Source organism: Pseudoalteromonas sp. 2CM37A (assembly GCF_023161885.1).
Taxonomy (GTDB): domain Bacteria; phylum Pseudomonadota; class Gammaproteobacteria; order Enterobacterales; family Alteromonadaceae; genus Pseudoalteromonas; species Pseudoalteromonas atlantica.
This window is the reverse complement of the sequence record NZ_JALNTJ010000003.1, coordinates 499,982-523,584: the sequence shown is the minus strand read 5'-3', so window position 1 is coordinate 523,584 and position 23,603 is coordinate 499,982. Positions and strand designations below refer to the sequence as shown.

Genomic DNA, 23,603 nt, shown 5'->3' with positions numbered 1-23,603 from the left:
TTTTAAATAAAATTAGGCTCGTGGGCGTTTTATATTACGCCAATTAATATTACCCGCTAATAGCATTTCTCTAAGTGAAAGCAACCTAGGTGCGCAGCGTTTTGAAAATTGCCACTGATGCCCGCAACACGCCGCTGTTAAACTCATTTTACTGGGTTTTACCAACTGCGTATTTGCTTGCTCTAGGCCCTTGCCAAAAAAATCAAACCAGCCTAGTTCATTACAGTGCAGTTTATTGTCGCTTACTTGATCTATGCTGTCTATTCTTAGCCTCACTTGGTCATGGCTATTTATTAACACCGGCACTATTAGCCCCACTTGGGCATATTTTTTATAAAAAAGTTCATTTGCCTGAGCGTTAACCTCTGGCGGTGTTGGCTTTTGTTTTTCAAGCCAAGAGCCATTTTGTGAGTCGAGCGTAAACGGCGAACTCCCATTGGCAACCAAAGTGGCCGCCCGTTCTATATAATACGGTAAGCTTTTTAATTGGCGGCGTAGTTTATCGGCATTAGGCTCAGCAACTAAGCGCTGTACCTCTCGCTGATAAAACGCATTGCACAATTGTGCATACAGCACTTTTTGCGCATCACTTTGCCATATTTCTTGCTGCTGAGCTGCAAGTGGCTGACTCTTCGCTACCAATAGTTATACTCAAAAAACAATTAGGTAGCTGTTTTATAGCACAATAGCGGCTATTTTTTAAGCGCACCAGGCAATTTAAGCGCTTGGCTTTTCACCTAATTTAGCAATGCCGCTTTCTAAAAATTGCACCACGGTATTACGCTTTTTACCAATTAATAAACTGCCATCAGCTAAAAACATAAAGTTTTGCCAATTACGTTTAAATACATCAAAGGTGGTTTCTATAACGTTATCGCGTGCCATACAAAAATAAATGGTGGTATTAGCCTGCCAATCTAAATGATCCAAAATAGCTTGCGGTAAGCTTTCGTCGCCATTTTCCCACGCATCTTCCCAATTTACTTCATCGCTAAAGCTTTCTTCTTTACCGCACCAATCGGTTTTATCAAAAAAATCGGGGTGGTCGAATTCGCGGCTCACCATAGTGCTCCAAAGCACCGCAGCACGTTCGCTGGTCATTGGCTTAATACGCGCAGCGTCTTCTTCAGATACAGGGAGGTCTTTATGACGAAAAACCCAGGCTTTTTTGTGATCATCGAGCGAAATATAATTCATAGTGTTGGTGTATTCTTTGGCATAATAAAAAGCAAACGCAATTATACAAGAGATCAAAACATGACTACAGCAATAAAACCGCTTTCCCTCAAACCAGGCATATATCAACACTACAAAGGCCCACAATACAAAGTATTTTACGTAGCAACACACAGCGAAACCGACGAACAACTAGTTATATACCAAGCCCTGTATGGCGAGTACGGCATGTGGGCACGCCCACTAAGTATGTTTTTAGAAACCGTTGAAAAAGATGGACACACTATTCCACGCTTTGCCTACCTTGGAGCTGCAGATTAACTATGGCATTATAATCACATACAACACTGATCAGACCAGGCAAGGGGAACCCGTGCAATTTAATTCTACCGACAACTACATCGCTAGCAGCTCGCTTAAACAGGCTGTAAATGCCGCTATTATGCTTGAAAAGCCCTTATTAATTAAAGGTGAGCCAGGTACAGGTAAAACCATGCTGGCTGAAGAGCTTGCTAAAAGCTTAGATACCGAGCTTATTCAGTGGCACATTAAATCAACCACTAAAGCACAACAGGGCTTGTACGAATACGACGCGGTATCGCGCCTACGCGACAGCCAATTAGGCGATGAGCGCGTACATAACATTGGCAACTACATTGTTAAAGGTAAGCTGTGGCAAGCGTTTAACTACGCTGAACTTAACGGCAAACGCCCAGTGCTTTTAATCGACGAAATAGACAAAGCCGACATCGAGTTCCCGAACGACTTACTGCTCGAACTTGATAAAATGGAGTTTCATGTTTACGAAACTAACGAGCGCATTGTAGCGAAAGAACGCCCTATTGTGATCATCACGTCAAACAACGAAAAAGAACTACCAGATGCCTTTTTACGCCGCTGCTTTTTTCACTATATTGATTTTCCAAGCAGAGAAGAAATGCAGCAAATTGTTGATGTGCACTACCCTAACGTTAAACAAGATTTAGTACGCCAAGCACTCGAAGTATTTTTTAACTTACGTGAAGCCAACGGTCTTAAAAAGAAACCTTCCACCAGCGAACTGCTGGATTGGTTAAAGCTTTTAATGGCCGAAGATATAGACGCTAAAACACTGCACGATAAAGCCCAAAAAGGCGGCTTAATGCCGATGTTTGGCGCACTGCTTAAAAATGAGCAAGACATAAGCCTCATCGAAAAACTTGCGTTTATGAGCCGTCGCTAACATGTTAGTACAGCTTTTTTTCACGCTACGTAAATACCGTTTACCGGTAAGCCTGCGCGAGCTACTCGATTTAATAAACGCCTTAAAAAAAGGCGTTATATTTGCCGATGTAGATGGCTTTTACCATTTAGCGCGCACCATAATGGTAAAAGACGAAACCCATTTTGACAGGTTCGACAAAGCCTTCAGCGACTATTTTAGCGGTATTGCCGACCTTGATTTGCTCGAAAGTTTAAAACAACAGCACAGCTTACCTAAAGACTGGTTGCGCAAAGAGTTTGAAAAACACCTAAGCGATGAAGAAAAAGCCCAGCTAAAAGCCATGGGTGGGCTCGACGAGCTAATGAAAACCCTAAAAGAGCGTTTAGAAGAGCAACAAAAACGCCACGCTGGCGGCAATAAATGGGTAGGCACTGGTGGTACATCACCTTTTGGTGCATATGGGTATAACCCAGAGGGCGTGCGTATAGGGCAAGAGGGTAACCGTAATCGCCAAGCGGTAAAAGTGTGGGATAAACGTGAATACCGTAATTTAGATTCAGATCGTGAAATAGGCTCACGCACCATAAAACTTGCCCTTAAAAAATTACGTAAATTTGCCCGCACAGGCGCAAGTGACACCCTTGATTTAAACGAGACCATTCGCGCTACCGCCAAACAAGGCGGCATGCTGGATGTAAAAATGGCACCCGAGCACCACAATGCCGTTAAAGTATTAATGCTGTTTGATATTGGCGGCTCAATGGATGACTACATTCATACCTGCGAAGAGCTATTTAGCGCCGCCCACAGCGAGTTTAAACATTTAGAGTTTTACTACTTTCATAACTGCTTATACGAGCACGTTTGGCAAGACAATGCGCGGCGCCATTCAAACATCATCGACACCATGACGCTGATTAATAAATTTACCAGCGACTACAAGGTCATATTTGTAGGTGATGCCACTATGGGCCCATACGAAATAGCGTACCCCGGCGGCTCGGTAGAACATTACAACGAAGAGCCCGGCAGTGCATGGTTGCAACGTATAACAAATCACTTTGATAAAGTCGCCTGGCTCAACCCACAACCTGTTGAACACTGGCCTTACTATCAATCAATTGATTTTATTAAGCAGCTGATGGATAACAGAATGTACCCGCTGAGTTTAGATGGAATAAGTAAGGCAATAAAAGAGCTGAGCTAGTTTGGAATGACAGTTACAGCAGAAGCCTTAAATTATTTACACAGAAGTAAGTCAAGTGTGATTACAAGCTTACCCAAACGATTTCAGCTACTCGACACATTTAGACTAGTTAAGTCAAACTTGGTTTTTAATGCATAAAGGATTAAACAATGCAAAGCAACGGTAAGAGTAAAAAATACAATACTTGTGTTTTAGTAGCCCCTCTATTTGGAATTAAACTTTCAAAAGATGTAAATCACGAATTTGAAATAGAAGGGGTGACTCTAATATCTAAATCGAAGCTAATGAATAGCAGAGTAAGCAAAAGGTTAGGATTACAAAAAAAATTTAAAGAGTATCGTTGTTTTCACGAAGATACAGAGACATTTGCAGTATATAAAAAAAACATTCCAGCATTACAAGATAAAGTAAATGTTATAAACCAATTTAAAGTACTAACTTTAGAATTAACATATATCTTATGTGCTACGCAGATAAGCATCCCTGATATAAAAAGGAGGTCTGTTTTACAGTTATATTATGGGAACGCGGATATTAGAGTTGATACGCTAATAGATAATTTAGATGTTCCTGCTGAAAGTATGACACGTAGCACAAGACCTCGATATTACAACTATTTAACCATTAATAAAAAATTATTAAAAAAAGAAAGTGAACATGGCTTTTTAACAGCATTCATGGGTTTAGCTAAAAGTGATATGAGCCCCAAAATGCGTGCATCAATTAGAAGCTGTATAGTTTTTCTTGGCCATTCTCAAAACTCAATAGAACCATATGTACGCTTCCTGAACAATATGATTGCAATTGATTCAATACTAACTACCTCTGACGCAAAACATAAGGAAACAGCCCAACAAAACTTAGAGTCTTTTTTCGGGTGGAGTGATCTTTGGAATAACGAGTTTCATAGAGAGAAAGTTAATGAAATTTATCGTTTAAGAAGTGGTTTAGTCCACGATGGAAAAATAAGCTGTATAACAGAAAGTGACGTCATTTATACCGAATTTTTACTTAAAAATCTTTTATATAACTTTTGCCGATTTCCAGAAGTATTTAAAAACAAAGAAGTATTATCAATTTTTATCAAGAATATCCAGGCAGAGAGAACACTTGGAATACCTAGTACCAAGTCAAAGTTTTTGCCAAAAAAGTTTAGATACTTTCACACATTTTGACCATAGAACTCCGCCGCGAATGAAAAAGCACGATGACTTTTTACCTAAACAAGATACATGAAGTTCGCGGCTTAACAATATGATTTAGTCTTTCAGGGTATCATCGTTGTAGCAGCTTAAATAAAGTAAACTCTTACTCAGTAAATTCATCCTGTGCTGGAGCTTTCAGTTCAACGTTATAAACCATAATATCCCCTACTCACTTTAAAGCACTTTACTCATAAACAAGCTATACGGATCTTGCTCATAATTCCCAAATGGCTCGCACTCTTTAAAACCAAACTGAGTGTAAAGCTTTTGCGCAGGTAAAAATGCTTTTGCTGTTCCAGTTTCTAGGCTTAACTTTTTATACCCTCGCAGTGTTGCTTGCTCAATAATATGCGTGAGTAACTTAGCGGCTATGCCTTGGCGTAAATAGTTGTTTGAGGTGCGCATTGATTTAATTTCGCCATGCGTTGTATTTAGCACTTTTAATGCGCCAACACCCGCTAAATTATTATCAATCCATAAGCTATAAAAAGTTATATCGGGCTTTGTGAGATTAGTTAAATCAAGTGCATGTACGCTTTCAACAGGTGAGTGTTTTAGCATATCGTCATGATGCGCTTGTAGTAACTTGATAATGTGTGGGTTTGAAAGCGCGTCTGTTCTAATATCCATTTACACCCCATTTAACCCTTGAACTTAATGCTTTAGGGCTTTAATTAAAGCCCTAAAATAAACAGCTATTTTTAGGCTGCTAATTTCCAAACCACAAACGCAACAGCAAAACCAACCAAGTACACTAAGCCTAACCACGTTAAGCTGCGTAATAGTACGCTGTGTTTAATGGCGGTCTCTGAGCGCACTAGGCTAAAGTTAAGCCATGCAAAAACGGGGGTGGTGACAAAAGCAAGTGTCATGGCAAAGGTAAGCATTGGCCCCAGGGCCGATTTAAAAAATAAAATAACGGCCATGCCAGCTAGTGCTTGCAGTACAAGCCAAATATTTAAGCTGTGTTTAGATTGCTTAAAACCAAGTAATTTATGTGACTCGTTAAGTGTACGTGCGTAGCCATCAAGCACGGTGAGTGTAGTGCCAAACATACATAAAAAAGCAATGGCTGATACAAGCGGCCTCGCCCACTCGCCAATAGTCAGTGCATACATATCAATAAGCTGTTTAGCAAAGGCAACACCGCCAAGCTCAATACTGCTGCTTTGCCCGTATTGCACCAGCACACCTAAGCTAAAAAATACCAATGCTAAACAGGCTGTTAGCCAATAGCCTACGTTAAAATCGAATAAGCCTTGTCTTTTAGTAACCGTTTGCTGAGTTTGTTTTTCTTTGAGCCATAGCGAGCTAAGGGCTGAAATTTCAATGGGTGCCGGCATCCAGCCCATTAACGCGACCATAAAGCTCAGCATAGCCAGCTCGTACGGAGACGGGCCAACATAATCAGCTGGCGCCATTGGGCCGTTACTAAACGCGATAACCAGTGCAATAACAGTAGCAAGCGTTAATAGTCCCATAATGCCTTTAGCAACGCTGTCGAGCGCTTTAAAGTGCCCAAGTAATAAAATAGCTAAACACACACCGAGCAATATCCAACACAGTAGCGTGACTTCTATCACTATTGGCAGTGCATAATGAAGCAAGCTTGCAGTCAGTAATAGCACCCCTGCGGTATTAACTATGGCGGCAAGTATATTTAAGCCAATAAAACTATAAAAATAGACAGGGCCTTTATTTTTATAGCCTTCTACTAAACTGTTTTTGGTTGCTAGGGTGTATTCCATACCAAAGCGAAAAAACGGGTACTTTAATACGTTAACAACGAGAATTAGCCAAAACAGTTGCCAGCCAAATAGCGCGCCAGCTTGAGTAGATGCAACTAAGTGAGAGCCGCCAATTGCTGCGGTTGCCATTAAGATACCAGGGCCTAGTGCGCCCAATCGAGATTTCCAAGAAGTGTGTGTTTGCTGCATTAATTTCTCAAATTATGTGTGTTATTCGCTCTGGTTATTAATTTTCATAATTAATAACACCGAAGGCTGCATAACTTACCTAAATTAAAGGCAATAAAAAAGAGCCGTAAGGCTCTTTTTTATTGTACTTTGGGACTAAATCTTATTTTAGTTCCATCTCTTGGATGATTTCGTGCGCTATTTCTGGCGTTGTGCTTACAGGCTTTTCGTGTAAATTTGCTTTTATTTGCCCTTTTCGATGTTTTAGTGCTGCATCGAGTTTTTTAGCTGCGCTTGCAATCGCCGGGTACATAACTTCGTTTTCCCCTTTTACCGATATACGCGCACCTTCGTAATTTGTGCTAATTTCTGCTTGGATTTTGTGATGCTCTTTAGACAAAATAATGTCGAGTGCGATAAGTGATGGAAAGTGGCTCTCGATTTTTGAAAACTTCTCGTTGATATGCTCTCTAATAGAGTTAGTAACGTCTACATGGTGACCAGAAAGATTAATTTTCATAGGGTATCCTTTTATTTGTTACCTCATAAATAGTATTGGGGGCTATTTAGATTAACACAAGGAAAAAGCACTGATTTTTGAAATTAATTTGTTACTTAAACTGATTTAAATTATAAGTTGTGCAAAGTTTATGCAAAGCCCATAAAGTATGGGCTTTCAGACGTCTAGCCTTTAGCGTTTAGTCTGTGTACGAACAGCAATAGTCAGCAAAATCACTCACTTTTACTTTAAAGCTAACATTGGCATCAACGTTAAATGATTCGCCCGCGATAAATGTTTTCCACTGCGTTTCGCCAGGTAATAAAATATCCCATTGGCCGCCTAACAGCTCCATGAGTTCTTTTTTGCTTGTATCAAATACAAATTCGCCTGGTTGCATAAAGCCTAGCGTTTTGGTTGTGCCATCGTTAAATACCACGGTACGGCTTGATACTTTACCGTCAAAATACACGTTCGCTTTTTTAATTACGCTTACATTTTCAAACTGAGACATCCTCACTCCTGTTGTATTATTTTATTTAATCGGCCACCACCTTGCCTGATAGGTCATAGCCTTGCAAGAAAAGCGCTGTGAAAATTACTCATCTGAAATTCAAGCTCAAAAGGCTTTAAGCCAAAAAAGTACTACGTATTACAAGCAGTGTGATTGAAGTATCTTAAGGCTACTACGCCACTTTATAACTCAGTCAGCAAACAAAAAAGCCCGCCCTGTTTTACACAGGGCGGGCTTTTAAATATTAAAGCTAACGGTTAAAACAACGCGTTTGCTTTATTTACAATGTTCTCTACTGTAAAGCCAAAGTACTCAAACAGCTCACCAGCAGGTGCCGACTCACCAAAGGTAGTCATACCTACTACTGCACCATTTAGGCCTACGTACTTGTACCAGTAATCAGCAATACCTGCTTCTACTGCTACGCGGCGTGTAACGGCTGCCGGTAGTACGCTTTCTTTGTACTGTGCGCTTTGCTCTTCAAATACATCAGTACATGGCATAGATACAACACGTACCTTTTTACCTTGGCTGCGTAGCTCTGTTGCAGAGTCTTGTGCTAGTTGCACCTCAGAACCTGTTGCAATAATAATTAGCTCTGGCTCGCCGTCACAGCTAAGGATGTAACCACCCTTTTTAACATCTGCTAATTGCTGAGCGTCACGCGCTTGTTGCTCAAGGCCTTGGCGAGTAAAGATAAGTGATGTAGGACCATCTTTACGCTCAATAGCTTGTTGCCATGCAATTGCCGACTCAACTTGGTCACACGGGCGCCAGTTGTATAAGTTTGGCGTTAAACGCATGCTAGCAATTTGCTCTACCGGTTGGTGAGTTGGACCATCTTCACCTAGGCCGATTGAATCGTGCGTGTAAACAAAAATGCTTGGTTGCTTCATTAGTGCAGCCATACGTACCGCATTTTTTGCGTATTCAACAAACATTAAGAACGTTGCACCGTAAGGAATAAAGCCTTTATGAAGGGCAATACCATTCATAATTGCCGACATACCAAACTCACGTACACCGTAGTAAACGTAGTTACCGCTTGCATCGTCTGCAGTTAGCCCTTTAGAGCCATCCCAAATTGTTAAGTTTGAGCCAGCTAAATCGGCTGAGCCACCCATGAATTCTGGTAATAACGGGCCAAATGCATTTAATGCATTTTGCGACGCTTTACGAGATGCAGGATTTGCAGGGTTTGCTTGTAGTTGCTCTATGTATGCTTGAGATTTTTCAGCCCAATCGCCTGGAAGTTCGTTGTTAATACGGCGCTTATATTCAGCTGCAAGCTCTGGGTATGCTTTTGCGTATGCTGCAAATTTTTCGTCCCAGCTAGATTCAAGCTGTTGACCTTTTTCTTTGCTATCCCACTGTGCGTAAATATCATCAGGGATTTCAAATGCACCACCAGACCAGCCTAAAAATTCGCGAGACGCTGTAATTTCGTCATCACCTAATGGCGCGCCGTGACAATCGTGGCTACCAGATTTATTAGGTGAACCGTAACCAATCACTGTTTTACAACAAATTAGTGATGGTTTGTCAGTAACACTTTGAGCCTCTGCTATTGCAGCACTAACAGCATCGCTGTCGTGGCCATCAACGTCACTTATTACATGCCAGCCGTACGCTTTAAAGCGTGCTGGTGTATCGTCGCTAAACCAACCTTCAACTTCACCATCGATTGAAATACCGTTGTCATCCCAAAAAGCCACTAACTTGCCAAGGCCTAATGTGCCAGCAAGTGAACATGCTTCATGAGAAATACCTTCCATTAAACAACCATCACCCATAAATGCATATGTGTAGTGATCAACAATGTCGTGGCCTTCACGGTTAAATTGTGCGGCAAGCGCTTTTTCAGCAATCGCCATACCTACCGCGTTTGTGATCCCCTGACCTAGTGGACCCGTAGTAGTTTCAATTCCCGGTGCATAACCGTACTCAGGGTGGCCTGGCGTTTTAGAATGCATTTGACGGAAGTTTTTAATTTCATCAAGTGGTAAGTCGTAACCAGTTAGGTGCAATAGAGAATAGATAAGCATTGAACCGTGGCCATTTGAAAGAATAAATCTGTCACGGTCAGCCCACTCTGGATTAGTTGGATTATGCTTTAGATAATCGCGCCATAATACTTCTGCGATATCGGCCATGCCCATAGGGGCTCCAGGGTGGCCAGATTTGGCCTTTTGTACTGCGTCCATTGACAAGACGCGAATAGCATTTGCAAGTTCTTTGCGAGATGGCATGAATTCTCCTACCTTTATGTGTATTTGCGCGGGTACTTATGTGTTCGTTAATACCCTTAAGTAACTTAAGAGCTGTTATAGCAACCATTCTTACTTAATGTGGGTGCAGTGTGCAATTAAAAACCCCATAAAAATGGGCTATTATGAATATTTTTTAAGACCAAAAAGTTATTACTCATTTTATTTAGACGTCTAGGCGTAAAAACACTATGCAAGGTGTTTTGTTTTAGATAAAATACGCCCCTTAATTTTTTAGCGCTAATACCGACGTTTGTGAAGCGCAATATTTGTGAGCAGAAATACAATGGCAAAACATTTATTTACTTCTGAATCTGTTTCTGAAGGTCATCCGGATAAAATCGCCGATCAAATCTCTGATGCGGTACTTGATGCTATCCTAGAGCAAGACTCTCATGCCCGTGTTGCGTGCGAAACTTACGTAAAAACAGGTATGGTTATGGTTGGCGGTGAAATTACCACTAGCGCATGGGTTGATATTGAAGAAATTACACGTAAAACAGTACGTGAAATTGGCTACACGCATTCAGACATGGGTTTCGATGCAGACTCGTGTGCAATTTTAAACACAATTGGTAAGCAGTCTCCTGATATTAACCAAGGTGTTGACCGTACTAGCCCAGAAGAACAAGGTGCTGGCGACCAAGGCCTTATGTTTGGTTATGCATGTAACGAAACAGAAGTACTAATGCCTGCGCCAATTACTTACTCACACCGTTTAGTACAGCGCCAAGCGCAAGTACGTAAAAGCGGCGAGCTTAACTGGTTACGCCCAGATGCAAAATCTCAAGTAACTTTTGCATACGAAAACGGCAAGCCAGTAGGTATTGATGCAGTTGTGCTTTCTACTCAGCACGCTGAAGAAATTTCGCAAAATGACTTAGTAGAAGCCGTGATGGAAACCATCATTAAGCCGGTACTTCCTGCCGAGCTTATTACTAGCGCGACTAAATTTTTCATTAACCCAACGGGTCGTTTTGTAATTGGCGGACCTATGGGCGACTGTGGTTTAACAGGTCGTAAAATCATCGTAGATACATACGGTGGTATGGCACGTCACGGTGGTGGTGCTTTCTCAGGTAAAGATCCATCAAAAGTTGACCGCTCAGCTGCATACGCTGCACGTTACGTAGCTAAAAACGTAGTGGCTGCAGGCCTTGCTGATAAGTGTGAGCTACAAGTATCTTACGCAATTGGTGTAGCAGAGCCTACCTCTATCAGCGTTGAAACCTTTGGTACAAGCAAGCTTGAAGAAGGTCGTTTAATTGAGCTTATCCGTGAGCACTTTGACCTACGCCCTTACGGCTTAATTCAAATGCTTGATTTAGAGCGCCCAATTTACCAACCAACAGCGGCATACGGTCACTTTGGTCGTGACGAATTCCCATGGGAACGTACAGATAAAGCAGACGCACTTCGCGCAGCTGCTGGCCTTTAAGCCAAAATGCATTAAATAATAAACGGCCCTTTTAAGGGCCGTTTTTATATCTAAAGCAAAGGCTAATTATACTATTTATATCAATTGCATTAATTTAGTTGTTTATCGTAGCACCCAATAAATAGTGCAATAACAAAGGAATTTACGGCGTACAGTTATTTTATATAAATAATTTTAACGCAGTCAGTGCGCTATTTAATACGCTAAACTAATCGTGTTTTGAATTAAATTGGTATTAGCTAGCCCTCGAATTTCGTACGGTTTTAGGTATATACTCTTTGCATAATAAAAGCTTAAGGGATAAGTAAATGGCCAATAATTTTCGCGTTATGTTTGTAGGGCTCGCCGAGGGCACTGAGGCTAAAACGGCCTGCGTAAATTTAGCAAGTAAGCTAAAAACGTCTGAAGATAAAGTAACTCAGTTTTTTAATGGCAAAGCACTCTTTGCACCTAGCAATAAAGACAAAGCCTTAAAGCAGGCCAAATTACTGGCAAGCCTAGGCATTAAAAGTAAGTTACAAGCCACAGGTGAGCTACCCACTCAAAGCCCTAGCGCAGCTAGTCAGCGCGATGAACGGATTTTTGATGCCCTTGATTACATAACGAGTAGTCTGATCCGCCTAGAAGAAAAGCTAGAAGAGCTAGAACAAAGGCTTCCAACCAATGAGCTAAAAAGCCCTACAGACGAAAACGATGAGTGGCAAGAAGATGATCTTATGCTTGACGAGCAGCTCGATGAACCCGTTAAAACGCGTAGCAATACTTTGTTATATTCACTGATTGCCACTGCCGTTTTACTACTTATTGTGCTTGCTGTTTACTTAGCTTTTCCTGATTTAGTGTCTAATTAATCAAAGGTGCGTAATTACAATGAGCAATAAACGTACACACATACGCCAATCTATTCGCCAATTACGCAATAATCTATCAAAAAAACAGCAAGAAAAAGCCGCAGCACAGTTAAAGTTGAATTTTACTCAACAGCTAAATAGCGATAAAACAGCCTCAAAAAAACATATAGCCATTTACTTTAGTAACGATGGAGAATTAGATACATCATTGTTAATTAATGAGTTATGGCAACAAGGCCACACCCTTTACTTACCCGTTATACACCCATTTAATGGGGCTACTTTGCTGTTTCAACGCTATGAAAAAAACTCACCCATGAGGGCAAATCGCTATGGTATCTTGGAGCCTAAGCTGAACTGCTCTCAAATATGCCCATTAACTGATTTAGATTACTTACTGATGCCACTTGTAGCATTTGATAATCAAGGTAATCGATTAGGAATGGGGGGTGGATTTTACGATAAAACACTGGCGCAATTACACGCTTACAATTGGCAAAAACCGCAACTTATAGGCTTAGCACACAGCTGCCAAAAAGTAGATGCACTGCCAATTGAATCGTGGGATGTCCCACTTAAAACCATTATTACTCCCGATAAAATTTATCACTGGTAATAAACACCCACTACACATTTGAAATATGAGCATAACAATGACGCAAGACGAATTAAAAAAAGCAGCTGCGTGGGCTGCACTCGAGTTTGTAAAAGAAAACACCATTGTTGGTGTGGGGACAGGCTCTACCGTAAATCATTTTATTGATGCCCTAGGCACAGTAAAAGACACCATAACGGGTGCGGTATCTAGCTCTGAGGCTTCAACAGCGCGTTTACACGCGTTAGGTATTGAAGTGTTTGAGCTAAACGATGTAGATGCTCTTGATGTATACGTAGACGGCGCAGATGAAATTAATGCCCAAAACGAAATGATCAAAGGCGGCGGCGCAGCACTTACCCGCGAAAAAATAGTTGCAGCCGTTGCAAAACAATTTGTTTGTATTGTTGATGACACAAAATTAGTAGATACATTGGGTGACTTCCCGCTTCCGGTAGAAGTTATACCCATGGCACGCAGCTACGTAGCGCGTGAATTATTAAAACTTGGTGGCGACCCTGTGTACCGCCAAGGCGTAGTAACCGATAACGGTAACGTTATTTTAGATGTACACAATTTAAGTATTAGTAATGCCAAACAACTTGAAACACAAATTAATTCAATTGTTGGCGTAGTTACCAACGGCCTATTTGCGATGCGCGGCGCTGATAAAGTGATTATCGGCACTAAAAATGGGCCACAAATTAAATAGGATGAGGTTATGAGTAAGGTATCGTTAGCAAAAGACAAAATTAAAATTCTCTTGCTTGAAGGTGTTCACCAAAGCGCAGTAGAAACGCTTAAACGTAATGGTTACAGCAACATCGACTACGTAAAAACATCGCTACCTGAGGACGAACTTAAAGAGCGTATTAAAGATGTGCACTTTGTAGGGCTTCGTTCTCGTACTCATATTAACCAAGCAGTTTTAGACTCAGCTGAAAAGCTAGTAGCCATTGGTTGTTTTTGTATTGGTACTAACCAAGTTGACTTAAACTCAGCTCGCGAGCGCGGTATTGCAGTATTTAATGCACCGTTTTCAAACACTCGTTCAGTGGCTGAACTTGTACTTGGCGAAATACTATTACTATTACGTGGTATTCCAGAGCGTAATGCAGCAGCGCACCGTGGCGGCTGGTTAAAAACAGCAACCGGCTCGTTTGAAGCGCGCGGTAAAACGCTCGGGATTATTGGTTACGGCCACATAGGTACACAGCTTGGTATTATGGCTGAAAACATAGGTATGAACGTAGAGTATTACGACATTGAAGATAAGCTCTCTTTAGGTAATGCAACACAAATTCATAACCTAACACAGCTTTTACAACGCGCTGATATTATTAGTTTACACGTACCAGAAACACCGCAAACTAAAAACCTAATTGGCACAGCAGAACTTGCCGTAATGAAGCAAGGATCAATACTAATTAACGCTTCACGCGGTACTGTAGTGGATATTGATGCACTTGCCGAAGCACTTAGCGAGAAAAAGCTAAGCGGCGCAGCTATTGATGTATTCCCTGTTGAGCCAAAATCTAACGAAGAAGAATTTGTATCGCCACTGCGTGAATTCGACAACGTTATTTTAACGCCGCACATTGGTGGCTCTACCCAAGAAGCGCAAGAAAACATTGGTATTGAAGTAGCCGGTAAATTAGCTAAATACTCAGATAATGGTTCAACTATTACAGCGGTTAACTTCCCTGAGGTTTCGCTACCAGAGCTTGCTAACCGTAGCCGCTTATTGCACGTACACCACAACCGCCCTGGCGTACTTACACAAATTAACCAAGCGTTTGCCCAGCACGGTATTAATATTGCCGCTCAGTACTTACAAACTGATGAATCAATTGGTTATGTAGTTATTGACGTAGATACCGATCAGTCAGAAGTTGCACTTAAAGAGCTAAGTGCAGTAGAAGGTACAATTAGAGCGCGTATTCTTCACTAAGCTATCAGCTAAAATAATAAAAGCCGTACTTGATTAATCAAGTACGGCTTTTTTGTATTAAACTGGCTGCTGAGAGCTGTTCGCTATTACTCGCCTTTAACTTCTAAGTTAACGAATTTAACTAGCTCTTCTGGCTGGCCAGCTAACATCATTATTTGCTGGTTTACTTCCATCATAGTTTTACCTTCAGGCAATTTTGCCGATATGCTTAATGAGTTTAAACCTTTGGCAAAATCAGTCAGCGCCTGTGCTATTTCTTCAGTTACGGGAGCTTGCTGTAACTGTTGCTGTAGCGTCATTTGCATTTGCTCAAGTGTCATACCTTGTTTTTCAAGCTCGCTCACAAATAGCTCTTTTAATTTGCCTTGGTTATTAAGTACTAAATTAATATTACGTGGCTCAAGCTTGCTCATAGCTTGCATAACTAAGGTTTGCTGTTGTAACTCTTGCTCGTACGTAAGTGGCGTGTCACCTGCTTCTTGCTGCGCTTTGCTTATAGCAAGGGATGCGTCCATTAATGCTTTAGAGTTAGCAAGGCCTACATCCATATTAAAACTAGCAATATCTTTTGCATCTAGTTTTAAAACTACGTCACTGTCGCCAGATTGTTCATCGTAATCGAGTGATGAGCTTAAGTCGTAACTTGCAGAGGCAAGCATTTCGTTTGTATCAGCAGGTAGTTTTGCTACAAAGTCCTTATCAAACTGAAAGCTTTTTACTGTAAACGATGTATGTGGCGATATTTTATCGGTTTCGTAACCGGTTACTTCAATACTTTGAATATGCGCTACGTTATCACCTTCAGGGCTAATTACTTCCATGTTAGTAATTTCAACACTTTTAGAAATAACACTTGCCGATAAACCCGCGTATTTAAATGTTGCACCGGTTTGATCGCTCACTAAAGCAAGCTGCTTGTCTACTTCGGTACGTACTTTTTGAGTTGCTACATAGTTTGCGTAGCTAACACCGCCTACGCCGGCTGCAACGATGGCTATGGCTATTACGAGTTTTTTCATGCTATTTCCTTATTCTGTTCTGTATATAAATTGTGTTTGCTCAAGAGTAACATTGCACAGCAGCCGCTGTAAGCGTTAATTAATTAAACTCAGTAACTCGTGCACGGTTTTTACTGGCGTAATTTTAGCCCCTAGTCCTTCCATCGATTTATGGTAATTACGAAACGGAATAAATATTTCAGTAAACCCATGCTGTGCCGCTTCTTTAACCCGTGGTACACCGCTGTCGATTGGGCGCACATCGCCGTTTAAACTAAGCTCTCCCATAATGCAGGTTGTACGCGGTACAACAAACTCGTTTAAGCTGCTTAAAAGCGCGGTTACTAACGCTAAATCAATACAGGTTTCGGTTTCATCGATTCGTAAGCCGCCCACAATATTAAAAAACGTATCGTGAAATATTTTAGTTTTGGTGTGTTTGCGTAAAATACCAGTGAGCATTTTTATTCGGTTCATGTTTAAACCCACGCACACACGCTGCGGAAATTCGGCTTCGGTTTCGGTGGTTAAACATTGTATTTCGAGCAATAAGTTACGGTTACCTTTTCGGATACACGTAATAGTAGAGCCTGGTGATTCAGTACTTGATCCCGATAAAAAAATCTCGCTGGGGTTATCAACACTTAGCATGCCGCGTTCGCACATTTTAAAAATGCCTACGGTATCAATATCACCAAAACGGTTTTTGTTAGCTCTAAGCGTACGTACCTGTCCATCATTCGTGTCAATGTGCAATAAGGCATCCACTATATGCACTAATGTTTGCGGCCCTGCAATTTCGTTGTTTTTATTTACATGGGCAATAATAAACATAGTGACATCGTTTTGCTTACAATACTGAGTAAGCGCTTGCGCGGCACTTTTTACTTGCGAAGGCGAACCAGGGCTGCCATTTGCAGTGTCGGTTACAACCGCCTGAATAGAGTCGATAACAGCAAACTTAATTTTATTTTTATCAAGCTCTTCAATAATGGTTTCTACGCTAGTTTCAGAAAGTAAATAAAGCTCATCGGCGTTATAGTTAAGCTTTAAGCGGTTTACACGGTTTTTAAACTGCGACAACGACTCCTCAGCAGTACAGTAAAGTGATGGCATACGCTGCGACATTCTGGCTACTAAATCAGATAACAGCGTTGTTTTACCTGCCCCTGGGTCGCCCGATATAATATTAACCGAGCCCGTGGTTACGCCGCCGCTTAGTACACGGTCAAGCTCGCCTATTTCTGTTAGCTGCTTTTCGGCCTCGGTGGTGGCTACATCATCAATTTTTTTAGAGCCACCACCAATACCACCTGCATAACCACCAACCGTTGCTCGCGCAGCGGCTTTTTTACTTTGCCCTGCAGAGGGTTTAAATTCTGCCAACGTGTTCCACGCACCACAGCGACACTGACCTTGCCAACGTTGGTAGTTCATACCACACTCTGTACAAACAAATTCTACTTTTGCCGCCTTAGCCATTTATAACCTTACCTACTATTCTTTAATTTAAAATGCATACATTTAGTTGTTTATTTTATCATGGGGAGAACGACATAGCAGCGCTACATTGCTAAAGCCAATCAAGGACCTATATTAGAAACAAACACATGTAATTTTCTCTTTTACTTTAAGTTAGGGCATACTTATTGCTTTTAAATACTTTAAAGTAACTTGCCAACAAATTGGCATTTAACACATAATAACAAGAGTTAAACTGTACTTACACGAAAAATCGTACCTATATTAATAACATAGCACGATGTTACGTTTATTGAATTTTTCAAATAAATGGACTTTACAGTATACCTACTTTTCAATTAGACGGTGACGATTTATAAATGGCTGAAGACATACTGCTCAAACACGAAGACCTCGTAAATGAGCTAAAAACCTATTTAGGTAACGCAAAGTTCGACCTAATTTTCAAATCTAAAACGGCAGGTTTAACAAAGCCTGAGCAGTTTTTAATGAAAATGGAAATGTCGCGCCTATCTCAGCCAGTTGCCCGTTTTGTTGACCTGCGAGGCTTAGTAACAGGCCAAGTTCGCCCGTATGAGCACAATGGTAAACAACACTTTATGGATGACACCGCCATAGAAGTATTTGAGGCAGCCTTAAAACAACACGGCGGCTATACTTTAGCGGTATACGAAGCGGTAATGAATACCGAAAACAACCATCGCGTACTACAAAAACAAGCACAAGAGCAAAGTGATACACAAGTTGAAAACGACACTCTGACTACCAGCGTAATAAAATTTGCCTCTTATGAAAGCCGCTCTGAGGAGCGAATGAACTACTCTATTAAAGTTAAAATTGAGTACAACGATAAGAAAAACATTGCCGCGAGTACCTCAGATATCTCTTTGAGTGGTTGTAAAATTAAGCTTCCTACCCGCCAAATTATAAAAAAAGGGCAGCTAATTGCCATGCGGCTAGTAGGGCTTGAGCAAGATTTTGAGCTAGGCCTTAAAAATGGCATTCAATATGAAGTAGTTGCAGTTGAAAACATATCTCGTGAATATAACCACATTCGTTTAAAGCGTACTTTTATAGAAAAAAATGAAGCATTCGATAATTTTTTAGATAGCTTTATAAACGGTAATAAACGCCGCTATAAAGTGAACTTAGATAACACCCTAGATGCTTTGGTTTCAAAGGGTTATGAGCAATATTATATTCCGCGCGTTACCTCTTTATACGTATTTTTAAGTAAAAAAGGCGAACAAATTGTTCCTAGTTTAAGCCTAACCACTGAAAATAATATTTTTATTCAGCGCTATTTTACTGATGAACGAAAAGTGCCCTGCTTATATAGCATTTTAAATAATCAACGTATTAGCCAAATGCTTACCCAAGTAAACGCAGTAAAAGAAGATTACTTATATACGTTTACTCATGTTTCTGCAGGAAAAATCTATTACTACTCAGCCACGCGTACAGAGCTTAATAACAACCCTAAATTAAGAAACCTATTTTTAGGGTTTGGTAGCCAAAAAGACAGCTGGCAATGCTTTAAATTACAAGTTATGCCAAGCCACCCAGATGATTCGTTTATTCCATTATCGTTGCCTAATTCGGCGGGTAAAAACATAGAAAAGCTAAATAAGCCACCTTCTCCAAGAGTGGCAGGCCTTATAAAAGATGTAAAATATATTGCGGTTTTAACCACCATTGGCAACAGTGAAGAACAAGCGCATTATAAGAAGCAGCCCTATGATAAGGCGTTAGTTAACCAGCTTAAACATTTTGGCCACGCTAAGCATAATAAGCCTCCTTATTTAGATATTGTGCCACTAGAGTATGTAAATTTACGCTCTCACAAACGATACTTATATAAAACACCTGCCGAGCTTACGTTTGAGGATAAGCAGTATCAGGCTCATACTCGGGATTTTTCGGTTATGGGCTTGCAATTAGAGTCAGACTCGCCGGTTAGCTTTAAAAAAGGTGATATTGTTTTACTGTCTTTCCCCGATTTACAAAAAATAACTAAAAAGCATAATTTAAGTGATCTTAAATACGAAGTGATGGCAATTAGTAAGTCGTTAACGACCATTAATTTAAAAGCCAACAGAGTTGCTGACTTACCACATGCAGGGGTTAACTTTTTTACCCAATTAATTCAAAGTAATAAAGATAAATTAAAAGTGTCTGAAGAAGCCCCTAAAATAGAAGGCCTTTCTACCGCACTGAGAAATATGGTGACCAAAAGTGTGTGCCAATTCCCGCTTTATTTACATAAAGAAGCAAGCCACTTTATTCCTGGTGCCATAGGTTTTGGTTTATATGCCAGCCCAATTCACGTGATTTTACAAAATTTTGGCTTATTAAATAATAAAACTGACCTAAGCCATATTTTAACGCAACAACAAATTATTGATGTGATCACCCCAAGCATTAAAGATCGTAGCCGACAAGACCCGCCTTTGCCGTTTACACTCGCAATTAATTTTGACCCTAAACAAGATAACATTGAAAAGGCTGTGACGAGCCAATGCGTACTAGGCGAAACCTATTCGAGCTTTAGTGAGCAAATTAGCGCAGGCGTTAAGTCTGAGCTGGTATTTGTTATGCGCTTGTACTTATCGCGAACGGGTCGCCCAGATACAGACTACCTATCAAACGAACTTAAATATGTAAGCCAATATGCAATGCACAAAGCAAAAGACATAGAAGAAGCGCTGTGGGCAGTATCTGGGGTGGGTGATATTGTAGATATAACCGACGAAGCGCTTAGCCATTTAGAGTTAGATCAAAAGCAGGTCGCTCAAATGGGCCGCAGAAAGCTGTTATGGTTAAACCGCTTGCGCTAAGCGACTTAATACCAATCGACTTAAAAGTTTATAGCGTGCTAAATAAAGCGTTAATAGCGTTATAAATTTCTCATGTAGAACAACTACATGTCGAAATTTATGTCTTGTTATCACGCTATTTATCTATCGCTATAAATGTCTAAATAACTTAACCCGATTGGTATAATTTATTTTGGTGGATATTCTCAGGTTACTTATTTAAGGGAATAGCCAACATATACAACAATTGCAGTAATGAACCCTGACATATAGCCGCTTGAGCTTGCTCCACCACTTTTGGTTTACCGTGTACGGCAACGCCTAATCCTGCTTTTTCCATCATGAGCAAATCATTTGCGCCATCGCCAATGGCTACCGTTTGCGTATTTTCTAAGCCCAGCTTTTGCTGCAGTGTTTCTAAAACAACCGCTTTTTGCTGCGCATCAACAATGGCACCAGAGACTTTTCCTGTGAGTTTATCGTTTGCAAATTCAAGCACATTAGCATGTACTTCATCTAAATTAATCAGCTGCTGCACACGCTCGGCAAAGGGTACAAACCCGCCTGATGCTATAGCAAGATACCAATTATGCTGCTTTAATATTTGGCATAACGCTTTAATACCTGGCATTAATGGTAAGGTGCTTTTTAGATCTTCAATTAAACTTTGCTCTATGCCGGCTAACTTTGCTACACGCTGATTTAAACTTTCGCTAAAATCTAGTTTGCCTGCCATTGCAAGCGCGGTCACCGAAGCCACATCGTCATATACATCTGCTAAACGTGCAATTTCATCAATGCACTCTATGGTGATGGCGGTAGAGTCCATATCCATAACCAGCAGCCCTGGCTCATATAGGTTTGGTGGCGTTGTAACTTGCACTAGCTGAAAATCAAGCGTGTTTGCAAACTCTCTTAGCGCAAGCGGGTTAATTTTTTGCTCTGCCTCTGGGCTATAAAAACACAGAGCTGGGGCTAACCCTAAGTCGGGCTGATATTGACATACAGCGCTTACTTTAAGCGCGTGCGTTTTTAGAAAGTCGATAATACTCGTTACATGCTTTAGTTCGAAATCGCCCGCAAACGCAATACTAAATAACCCAACGGTTTTATCTGGTATTGTTTGAGCAGGAGTAAAACTCCCTTCTTTGTAATCAAACCATGTGTTTAGCGTTAAAGAATGTAATGCTTGCTCAGCAGCTGGCTGTGCCATGTTCATTTGCGACATGGGTTCTCCGTGTTTGTTATTTATTTTTCTAATTTGGCGTATCAATTAGGGTATTCATAACGCTAAATTCGCCATCGGGGTAGATTTAAGGTTATAGTTAGCGTAGTTGTAACATCAAATCAAAATGCTGTCAGTAGCATATGCGGTGACTATGAAAAATAACCATATAAAAAGCCCTTTGTCTGCATCACAAAGAAAGCGAATCGTTCGCTTGTTATTGGCTGCGGGCTGTTTTGTATTACTGAGTTTTGTAGGTGTTAACAGTAGCTTTGAAAGCCACCAACTACTTTATAATAGTGCCGATAATACTGCCAAAAGCTTAACCTCATTTATGGCTCTTAATGCTAAAGAGCCTCTGCTTGCTAAAAATAAGCCACAGCTTAGAGCTTTGTGTAATGATATAAGCAAAGACGAGTTTGTACTTTCAGCCACAATTTACGATCAGCAAGGCGTACTTATAGCCAGCAGCGATCACTGGCAATCGCACCATATATTTGGCCAATTGCCAGAGTCCACCCCAGGGATTAGTAAACTAAAAACCCCGTTTGTTGAGCCTGTTGTAAGCGACATAGATAAGCCTTTAGGCTTTGTATCTATTACTTATTTAACCCGCGCGGCAATATCTGACAGCCACAATCACTTTCATGATTTAGGCAGGCAAGTTTTATTAATGCTAGTAATAGCCTGTATTTTTACATGGCAGCTAGGGCGAGGCCTAAAACGTTGGCAGGTAAATCGCTATATGCAAAAAACCTCAGAGCAAGAATCGTAAAGCTGCTGAGCAAGTTCGGCTTTATTACTATTTGGCTTTAAGCTGCATAAAACTTCAAATACAGCAGGAATATGCGCAGGGGTGTTAATTTCTCCCTGATGGCCACTTAATGGCATTGAGGGCGCATCCGTCTCAAGTACTAAATGCTGCGGTTCTATTTGAGCAATTACATCACGGGTTTTAGCTGCCCGTTCATAAGTAATAACGCCACCTACACCTAATTTAAAGCCCTGTTTAATATAATACTGTGCTTGTTGCATGGAGCCTGAGTATGCATGTATCACCCCGCCATATTTTGGCTTGCAGCGCTTAAACGCATGCGCAATTAAATCATGGCTTTGCCTGTGATGCACAATAAGCGGCAGCTTGAGCTCATTAGCAAGGGTAATGTGTTGCTCAAATAGGCTGGTTTGTTTTTCAAGGTCATCAATACTCCTATCAAGCCCGCACTCCCCTATTGCCACCAGCTGCTTTTTATTGACTTTTGCAAAATCGAATAACTGCGCTAAGTGAGCATCTTTATGCTCATCTAAAAAGTAAGGGTGAAGCCCTGCGGCAATATGTACTTGTGGGTATTTAGCTTTAAATTCAATTAGTTGCTTAGATTGCGCCAAGCTAATTCCTGGCACAACAAAGCGCTCAACACCTTTAGCCATACACTCTTTTATGAGTGCTTCGCGGTTTGCGTCAAACTCAGTAAAATCGAGGTGGCAGTGGGAGTCTATAAACTTCACAGCGTAAACCGGTTAAGGGTTTAAACGTGTTATTTGCCAGCTATTATCAGTTTGGCGCTGATATATAAAGCGGTCATGTAAACGATGTGCGCCACCTTGCCAAAACTCAATTTTAGAAGGGACTACGCAGTAACCACCCCAAAAATCAGGCAGTGGAATTTCACCATTAGCAAATTTACTCTTCATGTTGGCAAAGGTTTCCATAAGTACTTTGCGCGATGAGACTGGCCTGCTTTGCGCTGAGGCCCATGCTGCTAATTGGCTTTCTTTAGGGCGCGATAAAAAATACTTAGCGACTGCAGCCGTCGGTAATGGTTTTGCCTCGCCGTATACAATCACTTGGCGCTCCATATGATGCCACGGAAAATGCAGCGATATTTTGTTATTGCCTTTTAGCTCTTGCGCTTTACGTGAGCCGGTATTAGTAAAAAATACAAACCCGTTATCATCTAAATGTTTTAGCAATACAATACGCTGTGAAGGTTGCCCGGTTTCATCAACCGTTGCCACAACCATGGCCGTTGGGTCTGGAATATTACTGCCCACAGCATGCTCAAGCCAAGTTTCAAATTGTTTGAATGGATCATCTTGCAAGTTATCTTCGCTTAGCGCGTCTTGCAGGTATTCACGGCGGATGTCTTCGAGTTTCATAAACAAATCCTTCTCTGTTTATTAAAGCGTATGTGGGTAAGTTAAGGTCAGGCTGTTAATCGTTATAAGAGCAAAAATAAAAATGTTTTGTTTAATGTT

General features: G+C 40.9%; 23 protein-coding genes. 11 read left to right on the top strand and 12 right to left on the bottom strand.

The features are described from left to right. Window positions 1-12: 12 nt before the first annotated feature. Both MTF68_RS09740 and MTF68_RS09735 read right to left on the bottom strand, forming a co-directional pair. A complete protein-coding gene (locus MTF68_RS09740) occupies window positions 13-642 on the bottom strand; it encodes a hypothetical protein (protein WP_096739193.1) in 630 nt (209 codons plus the stop codon). Window positions 643-717: 75 nt separating this feature from the next. Continuing rightward, complete coding sequence (locus tag MTF68_RS09735; RefSeq protein WP_248462339.1) at window positions 718-1,197, bottom strand: DUF2947 domain-containing protein; 480 nt, start codon at window positions 1,195-1,197, stop codon at window positions 718-720. A gap of 60 nt (window positions 1,198-1,257) precedes the next feature. On the opposite strand from MTF68_RS09735, the gene MTF68_RS09730 reads away from it, so the two are divergent. From MTF68_RS09730 to MTF68_RS09715, 4 genes are all read left to right on the top strand, one after another. After that, window positions 1,258-1,497, top strand: coding sequence for a DUF1653 domain-containing protein (locus MTF68_RS09730; RefSeq protein ID WP_029774266.1), 240 nt, complete (start codon window positions 1,258-1,260; stop codon window positions 1,495-1,497). Between the two features lie 52 nt (window positions 1,498-1,549). Further along, window positions 1,550-2,398: a MoxR family ATPase gene (locus tag MTF68_RS09725; protein ID WP_248462337.1), complete on the top strand. Its 849-nt coding sequence runs from the start codon at window positions 1,550-1,552 to the stop codon at window positions 2,396-2,398. A 1-nt stretch (window position 2,399) separates the two neighbouring features. After that, window positions 2,400-3,587 (top strand): VWA domain-containing protein, encoded by a 1,188-nt coding sequence (locus MTF68_RS09720; RefSeq protein ID WP_248462336.1) that lies wholly within the window; start codon window positions 2,400-2,402, stop codon window positions 3,585-3,587. Window positions 3,588-3,736: 149 nt separating this feature from the next. After that, the gene (locus MTF68_RS09715) at window positions 3,737-4,762 is read left to right on the top strand and encodes a HEPN domain-containing protein (RefSeq protein ID WP_248462335.1); all 1,026 of its coding nucleotides are present in this window, start codon (window positions 3,737-3,739) and stop codon (window positions 4,760-4,762) included. 204 nt (window positions 4,763-4,966) lie between these two features. On the opposite strand, the gene MTF68_RS09710 is transcribed toward MTF68_RS09715, so the two are convergent. The 5 genes from MTF68_RS09710 to tkt all read right to left on the bottom strand — a co-directional run bounded on the left by MTF68_RS09710 (window position 4,967) and on the right by tkt (window position 9,970). After that, a complete protein-coding gene (locus MTF68_RS09710; protein ID WP_248462334.1) occupies window positions 4,967-5,422 on the bottom strand; it encodes a GNAT family N-acetyltransferase in 456 nt (151 codons plus the stop codon). Window positions 5,423-5,493: 71 nt separating this feature from the next. Next, window positions 5,494-6,729: a divalent metal cation transporter gene (locus tag MTF68_RS09705; RefSeq protein ID WP_248462333.1), complete on the bottom strand. Its 1,236-nt coding sequence runs from the start codon at window positions 6,727-6,729 to the stop codon at window positions 5,494-5,496. 142 nt (window positions 6,730-6,871) lie between these two features. Beyond that, window positions 6,872-7,228, bottom strand: a complete 357-nt coding sequence (gene raiA / locus MTF68_RS09700) for a ribosome-associated translation inhibitor RaiA (RefSeq protein ID WP_024033129.1) — start codon at window positions 7,226-7,228, stop codon at window positions 6,872-6,874. A gap of 178 nt (window positions 7,229-7,406) precedes the next feature. After that, window positions 7,407-7,721, bottom strand: a complete 315-nt coding sequence (locus MTF68_RS09695) for a pyrimidine/purine nucleoside phosphorylase (RefSeq protein ID WP_024033130.1) — start codon at window positions 7,719-7,721, stop codon at window positions 7,407-7,409. Window positions 7,722-7,978: 257 nt separating this feature from the next. After that, entirely contained in the window at window positions 7,979-9,970 is a 1,992-nt protein-coding gene (tkt, locus tag MTF68_RS09690) for a transketolase (RefSeq protein ID WP_029774273.1), read from the bottom strand. Between the two features lie 304 nt (window positions 9,971-10,274). Between tkt and metK the strand changes: the two genes are divergently transcribed. The 5 genes from metK to serA all read left to right on the top strand — a co-directional run bounded on the left by metK (window position 10,275) and on the right by serA (window position 14,823). After that, window positions 10,275-11,426 carry a methionine adenosyltransferase gene (gene metK, locus MTF68_RS09685; RefSeq protein WP_004586168.1) on the top strand — a complete coding sequence of 384 codons (1,152 nt, stop codon included), beginning with the start codon at window positions 10,275-10,277 and terminating at the stop codon, window positions 11,424-11,426. 308 nt (window positions 11,427-11,734) lie between these two features. Beyond that, the gene (locus MTF68_RS09680) at window positions 11,735-12,277 is read left to right on the top strand and encodes a hypothetical protein (RefSeq protein ID WP_248462332.1); all 543 of its coding nucleotides are present in this window, start codon (window positions 11,735-11,737) and stop codon (window positions 12,275-12,277) included. Between the two features lie 19 nt (window positions 12,278-12,296). Then, window positions 12,297-12,893, top strand: coding sequence for a 5-formyltetrahydrofolate cyclo-ligase (locus MTF68_RS09675; protein WP_004586166.1), 597 nt, complete (start codon window positions 12,297-12,299; stop codon window positions 12,891-12,893). Window positions 12,894-12,930: 37 nt separating this feature from the next. Continuing rightward, window positions 12,931-13,584 carry a ribose-5-phosphate isomerase RpiA gene (rpiA, locus tag MTF68_RS09670; RefSeq protein WP_004586165.1) on the top strand — a complete coding sequence of 218 codons (654 nt, stop codon included), beginning with the start codon at window positions 12,931-12,933 and terminating at the stop codon, window positions 13,582-13,584. Window positions 13,585-13,593: 9 nt separating this feature from the next. Then, the gene (gene serA / locus MTF68_RS09665) at window positions 13,594-14,823 is read left to right on the top strand and encodes a phosphoglycerate dehydrogenase (protein WP_004586164.1); all 1,230 of its coding nucleotides are present in this window, start codon (window positions 13,594-13,596) and stop codon (window positions 14,821-14,823) included. A gap of 86 nt (window positions 14,824-14,909) precedes the next feature. Here the strand turns inward: serA and MTF68_RS09660 are convergent, their stop codons facing one another. Both MTF68_RS09660 and radA read right to left on the bottom strand, forming a co-directional pair. Then, a complete protein-coding gene (locus MTF68_RS09660) occupies window positions 14,910-15,842 on the bottom strand; it encodes a hypothetical protein (RefSeq protein ID WP_248462331.1) in 933 nt (310 codons plus the stop codon). Window positions 15,843-15,917: 75 nt separating this feature from the next. Continuing rightward, window positions 15,918-17,303 carry a DNA repair protein RadA gene (gene radA / locus MTF68_RS09655; RefSeq protein ID WP_004586161.1) on the bottom strand — a complete coding sequence of 462 codons (1,386 nt, stop codon included), beginning with the start codon at window positions 17,301-17,303 and terminating at the stop codon, window positions 15,918-15,920. A 359-nt stretch (window positions 17,304-17,662) separates the two neighbouring features. Here radA and MTF68_RS09650 point away from each other — a divergent pair, with 359 nt between their 5' ends. Continuing rightward, a complete protein-coding gene (locus MTF68_RS09650; RefSeq protein WP_248462330.1) occupies window positions 17,663-20,140 on the top strand; it encodes a PilZ domain-containing protein in 2,478 nt (825 codons plus the stop codon). A gap of 190 nt (window positions 20,141-20,330) precedes the next feature. Here the strand turns inward: MTF68_RS09650 and serB are convergent, their stop codons facing one another. Further along, window positions 20,331-21,347, bottom strand: a complete 1,017-nt coding sequence (gene serB / locus MTF68_RS09645) for a phosphoserine phosphatase SerB (protein WP_024033140.1) — start codon at window positions 21,345-21,347, stop codon at window positions 20,331-20,333. A gap of 151 nt (window positions 21,348-21,498) precedes the next feature. On the opposite strand from serB, the gene MTF68_RS09640 reads away from it, so the two are divergent. Continuing rightward, complete coding sequence (locus MTF68_RS09640) at window positions 21,499-22,119, top strand: AhpA/YtjB family protein (protein ID WP_004586158.1); 621 nt, start codon at window positions 21,499-21,501, stop codon at window positions 22,117-22,119. Here the strand turns inward: MTF68_RS09640 and MTF68_RS09635 are convergent. Both MTF68_RS09635 and pdxH read right to left on the bottom strand, forming a co-directional pair. Further along, window positions 22,086-22,853, bottom strand: coding sequence for a TatD family hydrolase (locus tag MTF68_RS09635; RefSeq protein ID WP_248462329.1), 768 nt, complete (start codon window positions 22,851-22,853; stop codon window positions 22,086-22,088). The two genes, MTF68_RS09640 and MTF68_RS09635, sit on opposite strands and share 34 nt — an antisense overlap. 12 nt (window positions 22,854-22,865) lie before the next feature. Then, window positions 22,866-23,504 carry a pyridoxamine 5'-phosphate oxidase gene (gene pdxH, locus MTF68_RS09630; protein WP_004586156.1) on the bottom strand — a complete coding sequence of 213 codons (639 nt, stop codon included), beginning with the start codon at window positions 23,502-23,504 and terminating at the stop codon, window positions 22,866-22,868. Between the last annotated feature and the right edge of the window lie 99 nt (window positions 23,505-23,603).

Excerpts from the sequence above, each read along its gene's own strand:
- MTF68_RS09640 (WP_004586158.1), top strand. The coding sequence starts at position 21,499 with ATGAAAAATAACCATATAAAAAGCCCTTTGTCTGCATCACAAAGAAAG.
- MTF68_RS09675 (WP_004586166.1), top strand. The coding sequence starts at position 12,297 with ATGAGCAATAAACGTACACACATACGCCAATCTATTCGCCAATTACGC.
- serB (WP_024033140.1), bottom strand. The coding sequence starts at position 21,347 with ATGTCGCAAATGAACATGGCACAGCCAGCTGCTGAGCAAGCATTACAT.
- raiA (WP_024033129.1), bottom strand. The coding sequence starts at position 7,228 with ATGAAAATTAATCTTTCTGGTCACCATGTAGACGTTACTAACTCTATT.
- radA (WP_004586161.1), bottom strand. The coding sequence starts at position 17,303 with ATGGCTAAGGCGGCAAAAGTAGAATTTGTTTGTACAGAGTGTGGTATG.
- MTF68_RS09705 (WP_248462333.1), bottom strand. The coding sequence starts at position 6,729 with ATGCAGCAAACACACACTTCTTGGAAATCTCGATTGGGCGCACTAGGC.
- MTF68_RS09735 (WP_248462339.1), bottom strand. The coding sequence starts at position 1,197 with ATGAATTATATTTCGCTCGATGATCACAAAAAAGCCTGGGTTTTTCGT.
- MTF68_RS09695 (WP_024033130.1), bottom strand. The coding sequence starts at position 7,721 with ATGTCTCAGTTTGAAAATGTAAGCGTAATTAAAAAAGCGAACGTGTAT.
- metK (WP_004586168.1), top strand. The coding sequence starts at position 10,275 with ATGGCAAAACATTTATTTACTTCTGAATCTGTTTCTGAAGGTCATCCG.
- MTF68_RS09710 (WP_248462334.1), bottom strand. The coding sequence starts at position 5,422 with ATGGATATTAGAACAGACGCGCTTTCAAACCCACACATTATCAAGTTA.
- serA (WP_004586164.1), top strand. The coding sequence starts at position 13,594 with ATGAGTAAGGTATCGTTAGCAAAAGACAAAATTAAAATTCTCTTGCTT.
- rpiA (WP_004586165.1), top strand. The coding sequence starts at position 12,931 with ATGACGCAAGACGAATTAAAAAAAGCAGCTGCGTGGGCTGCACTCGAG.
- tkt (WP_029774273.1), bottom strand. The coding sequence starts at position 9,970 with ATGCCATCTCGCAAAGAACTTGCAAATGCTATTCGCGTCTTGTCAATG.
- pdxH (WP_004586156.1), bottom strand. The coding sequence starts at position 23,504 with ATGAAACTCGAAGACATCCGCCGTGAATACCTGCAAGACGCGCTAAGC.
- MTF68_RS09680 (WP_248462332.1), top strand. The coding sequence starts at position 11,735 with ATGGCCAATAATTTTCGCGTTATGTTTGTAGGGCTCGCCGAGGGCACT.
- MTF68_RS09715 (WP_248462335.1), top strand. The coding sequence starts at position 3,737 with ATGCAAAGCAACGGTAAGAGTAAAAAATACAATACTTGTGTTTTAGTA.
- MTF68_RS09720 (WP_248462336.1), top strand. The coding sequence starts at position 2,400 with ATGTTAGTACAGCTTTTTTTCACGCTACGTAAATACCGTTTACCGGTA.
- MTF68_RS09730 (WP_029774266.1), top strand. The coding sequence starts at position 1,258 with ATGACTACAGCAATAAAACCGCTTTCCCTCAAACCAGGCATATATCAA.
- MTF68_RS09660 (WP_248462331.1), bottom strand. The coding sequence starts at position 15,842 with ATGAAAAAACTCGTAATAGCCATAGCCATCGTTGCAGCCGGCGTAGGC.
- MTF68_RS09650 (WP_248462330.1), top strand. The coding sequence starts at position 17,663 with ATGGCTGAAGACATACTGCTCAAACACGAAGACCTCGTAAATGAGCTA.